Source organism: Bacteroidota bacterium (genome assembly GCA_016213405.1).
Classification (GTDB): Bacteria; Bacteroidota; Bacteroidia; order Palsa-948; family Palsa-948; genus Palsa-948.
The window spans coordinates 1-4,912 of record JACRAM010000022.1 but is presented as its reverse complement, the minus strand read 5'-3'; the positions used below and the strand labels follow the sequence as shown (position 1 = coordinate 4,912).

The window sequence follows — 4,912 nt, the reverse complement described above, 5'->3', positions numbered from 1 at the left end:
TGGGATGACATGCAGTCATTGGAACAGGCAAAAATGGTTTCTAAAAAGCACAAGATAAATTTCAATGAGTTGGCGCGCTGGTCGAAAATTGAAGGTAAAAAATCCAAATACGATATATTTCTGCGGTTTATTGGCAAGAAAACACCCCCCCTTAATTTCATGATACAACCTCTTTCTTCTTGTACCGTCTGATATTTGCATATATCCAATGCTATATCACAAATAAAATAAATAAATTTCAATGAAATTTTTAAAAATACCTTCCGATAAGAATCTGGCAGAGATTTTAGAAATCCGATGTGAAAGTTTTCATGTCGGATTTTTTGTTCAATAAGGAGATGCGACAATGATAGGAAAAGCTCTGGTCCGCGTTTCAGAACTATCCGAAAGGATTTTTCACGGGTTAGCAAATCCGCAATTGCTTGGAGATAGAATTCAAAGTATTGCACGAGTGATTGGGGCGAGTTCCGTTACTCAAGCCGTTATTGACAGAATACATACTGATAAAGCGCTTCAAGCTGTTATTTCAGTTCCGGATGAAAAATTTTTAAGCCCCGAACATTTTGCGGATTTGAGCCGCAGATTTGTTGTTTTACGCGATCTTTCTCCGGATGCGAGTGGGACGATTGATCTTGCGCCAAAAGGTGAAGCTGAATGGAAAGGATTGATCTTAGAAACTGGAGAGCGCGTACGCGGCAAGTTCAAACTTGAATTGGATTCGCTGCTTGGGGAATCGCTTGGAATATTGGATTTTGTAAGAGGCGTGAAATTATCACAAGCCAGGTTTGTCGCCCATAGCGGCATGGGAGCAAAATTGGAAAGAGCATTGATCCAATTCATGCTTGACCTTCATACGCGTGAACACGGTTACACAGAGTGGTGGCTCCCAGTTTTGGTTAATGACCGCGCGATGTCCGCGGTTTGATCAGGGTGCACCAATTCGATAAAGTTGAACTTGTAAGCGTTGTCGATCCAAAAGATTCTTTCGATGAGTTGGAAAGAATGACAGGATCGGCGGAAAACGTTTTGAAAAAGCTTGGCCTTCCATTCAGGAGAGTGCTGCTATCAACAGGCGATATGGGACAAGCATCAGCAAAAACATACGATCTTGAAGTCTGGCTTCCAAGCCAACAACGGTGGATGGAAATTTCATCTTGCAGTAATTGCACCGATTGGCAGTCGAGAAGGATGGAAACGCGAGTAAAAGGAGAAGGCAAACCGCAGTATGTCCATACATTAAATGGGTCAGGTGTCGCTGTCGGAAGGACGGTTGTGGCGATATTGGAAAATTTCCAAGAATCTGATGGAAGCATAACGGTCCCCGAAATATTACGGTCGTATGTTGGGGCCGAAAGGATAGTGAAATAATGGCAGTAAGTTTTAATTCGACAAAAGTAAATTCTGTTGTTTTGGCGGCAAGGAGAATGCCCTGCATGGCATCAAGAAGGAGATTTTTGGACGAATCTCCGGTTGGGACCTGGTGCGACCATCGAAATCAATCGATCGTTGGAGATGCGAATATTTTTGGACAGCTGATCCCTGGTAGGGTTTGGGGCGGGGGAATACCAATAATTTCGTGGCAAAAAGATATTCAAGCGAGCTTGGCGACTATTGCCCATATTCTCGTCTCAGCGCCTGAATTTGATAAAAGAACTACAGAAAAAGAAAAAATGCGGGCCGCATTACTTATTGCCGAATGCCATCGTTCAGTAATGGCAGAAGATGAGGAAGTTCGGAATACGGATAAATCAAGGACAATGAAGTTTATTGCCGAAACAATGGATTCCGATAACGGCTTAACTCTCGCTTATAGAGATATTCCAGGAGCATTTGAAAGATTATTTGGAGAGCTGCACGGCAGGAATTATGAAGTGCGGTTTATGAGGAATTTCACATTTAGAAATGGAAATGGGAAAGCATTAGATGGGCAAACATATGCTGTCAGCTTTATTTCATCTGAGGATTTTGCTTCAACAGATGAGGAGAAAGCGTGTAGAAAGGAAAAAGAGAAAGTGCTTCAAGAAAAGCAAAATTTAGTACTCAATGAAACAATAAGAATAACTTCAGAGAAGAGCATAGGAGAGGATGGCAAACAAATCGGGGCAGGAGGAATTAGGGGATTAGTTGACCAATATTTCAAACAAATTCCCACAGAGATTTTGTTAAGGCAAAATCCTAAAAAATTAGCGGAACAGATTAAACGATTTTTTGGAATTAAGGAGAGGATTTCAATTATTGGGGGATTAGAAGAGAAAAGCACTTCAAATTCTCAAAAAATAGAAAAAGCAAAAGTCCGCATTGGGATCAAAGACAGGCATTTGACAAAATGGCTGGCTAAAATATGTGAAATAATGACAGCGGAAGAGGTCGATATAGAATATTTGATTATTGAAAGTTTGGAAGAAGAAGGGAAAAGTATCGCTACTTTTAGCCTCCGAGATAAAAAAGGCCAGCCCATCAATACTGCGAAATTTGAAGAATTAAAAAGAAGGGTTATGGATCTTGTCGAAAAAGGGATCGGCCGGACAAGCCTTGTTGACAATATTATCGGTCCCGCGATGATACCGACTTCCAGTTCACATACTTGCGGAGCAAACCGTATTGCTCGAACAGTTCGAAACTTGATCGCGGCCGGGTTTGAGGCGGGGTTTTTGGATAGTGATTCAACATATGGCTTGAAAGTGCAAATGACAAATACCTTTGCCCTAGATAAAAATGGGTCGGGAAAGGGGCATTATTCCGATGAGGCGGTAATTGCCGGATTGCTTGATATTCATCACGATGACGCGAAATTAATACCAGCAAAAGACGCGCCGGAAATAAAAAACATAACAATAGGCGCGAAAGAGATCGCTTTTGGCGGCTTCATCAATAAACAAGACAAATCAATGGGAAGAAATACGATTAAATTTATTCTTTCTGCGACGGGAAGCGATGGTAAAACTATTATGTATGAATTTACAGGAGACTCGCCCGGAGCCAGCAATATAGAACTATTAGAAATATTTGGCGATGATTGCAAACTGCAGAAACAACTTGAACCTATAAGAGGCAATACGCCGACATATTTAATAAGTTTAGGTGAAAAATCACCGAAAAACATAAAGGAATATTTTGACGTTTTGGGATATAGAATTATCAATGACTCGACTGCCAATGAAAATCACGCGAAGAATGGGCGAATGGTTATATGCCTTGATAAGAAGTTGTCAGAAGGCGCTAAGGTGAAAATAAACGGGATAGTTAAGAAAATGGCAGAAGTTGATTTGATAGCGGAGCCATTGGTAACTTTTGAGCCGGATTTTAGAGATTTTGCTTCACTGTTGGAAAAAGCAACTAGAGAGGATAAAAGTATTTCGCAAATTGCGATAGATTATGAAGCACGGATCAAGGGAAAGATCGAAGATAAAGTGGTAGATGATATGCAAAAATTGCTAGGCATTATGTTTGAGTCTGTTGAAGCAGGTATAAATGCTAAGGAACCACTTTTTTATACGAAGCCATCGCCAATTGCGGGGAATGCGCCAAAATTTACTCAAATGGCTCTTGGATTTCCATACGAAACTATAGATGATTTTGTTGGCGCAATAAGATATGTTTTTGGCGAGACTCAAAGATTCAAGAAAGATCGCCGAAAAGGGAAAGGCCATCCCTCATTAAATGAAAGTTATTCGAAATGGCAATTCATGATAACAGCCCCATTAATACAAACAAGATATAACGCAAGAGAAGCGGAAATTGTATTAGAAGCAAAGCTGGAAAAAAACGAAGTGAATAGAGATGATAAATATGTGAAAGCTCTTTACGAGGCGTTCAAAAAAGCTTGGCAGGGAAATCCCGCAATTTCAAGTATAACTACGCAAGCTGCAGTATACGCTTACGCTTCAAATGAGTGGAATGCGCGGAGGGGCTTAATAGTTGCGGCGCCTACAGCAGGCGCATGCGGCGTAATTCCAGGAGTTCTTAAAGCTATGAAAGAATATTACAAATATTCAGATGAGGAAATATTTGCGCCAAGACGTTTAACGGAAGCATTGTTTGCGGCGGGGCTTATAGGCCTTTTGATAAACGGTAAAATGAGAATGAACGGCGGGAATAATGGCTGCCAGGCAGAAATCGGCGCAGCTTCAGCTATGGCAGCTGCCGCGGCGACAGAATTGATGGGAGGGTCACCGGCAGATGTTATGAATGCCGTGGCCTTTGCCTTAAAAGGATTTGAAGGGCTGGTCTGCGATCCTATCGGAGGGCTTGTCGCTTATCCATGCATGATCAGGAATGCCGTTGGCGCTGCAACGGCAATAACTGCGGCTACATTAGCGGCCAATAAATATTTGAGCGAGCTCTCTCCAGACGATGTCCTTGAAGGATGTATTGATGCATCAGATAAAATGCACGGCAGTTTAAAAGAAACAGGAAAAGGTGGGCTGGGAATTTCTACTGGCGGACTTCAGCTAGCCGAAAAATTAAAAGCATGCCAAGACTGTAAGGGATGTTCCTAAGAACTGTTAGCGTAGGTAGAGCATTATTCAGAGGCATTCAAGATGTTGGGATTTTTGCCCAAAAGACTGGAAGGATCGCACTTCAAGGAACAAGATTTGAACGTGGTTTTACAGATAAAACGGATGCGATATATTTGAATTGGCGTGCCGCTGTTGAAACGGCAAACTCTCTTGATGGTGTTGCACCTTATAAAAACCTTAAGGGATTTGAGGATGTTACTCTAACGCAATGGTTGGATTGGAAATGGCAGGTGCAGCATGCTTTCAAAAGCCCCGTTCTCTGTTTGGCAAAAAGTTTTATAAGATAAGGAGAAGATCATGCAAACTCATCCTACGGTTTTGAGGGGCCCAGTTTCCCAAGCTTCATTTCGTGAGGCAATGGCTCGCGTTCCTCAAGTTAGGGTGGACCAAGG

At 41.9% G+C, this 4,912-nt stretch carries 2 protein-coding genes and 1 pseudogene; all 3 read left to right on the top strand.

Annotation, left to right across the window (positions count from 1 at the left end; translation table 11 throughout):
* Nucleotides 1-346 precede the first annotated feature (346 nt).
* The 3 genes and pseudogenes from serS to HY841_02795 all read left to right on the top strand — a co-directional run bounded on the left by serS (nt 347) and on the right by HY841_02795 (nt 4,807).
* A pseudogene (serS, locus tag HY841_02805) lies at nt 347-1,368 on the top strand (serine--tRNA ligase).
* The gene (locus HY841_02800; protein MBI4929665.1) at nt 1,368-4,499 is read left to right on the top strand and encodes an L-serine ammonia-lyase, iron-sulfur-dependent, subunit alpha; all 3,132 of its coding nucleotides are present in this window, start codon (nt 1,368-1,370) and stop codon (nt 4,497-4,499) included. Before serS ends, HY841_02800 begins: the two are co-directional and overlap by 1 nt.
* Nucleotides 4,490-4,807: a hypothetical protein gene (locus HY841_02795; protein MBI4929664.1), complete on the top strand. Its 318-nt coding sequence runs from the start codon at nt 4,490-4,492 to the stop codon at nt 4,805-4,807. The genes HY841_02800 and HY841_02795 overlap by 10 nt, the downstream gene beginning before the upstream one ends.
* The last annotated feature ends 105 nt before the right edge of the window (nt 4,808-4,912 follow it).

What these genes read in the sequence shown, in the direction of transcription:
- HY841_02800 (MBI4929665.1), top strand. Translation starts at nt 1,368, where the DNA reads ATGGCAGTAAGTTTTAATTCGACAAAAGTAAATTCTGTTGTTTTGGCG.
- HY841_02795 (MBI4929664.1), top strand. Translation starts at nt 4,490, where the DNA reads ATGTTCCTAAGAACTGTTAGCGTAGGTAGAGCATTATTCAGAGGCATT.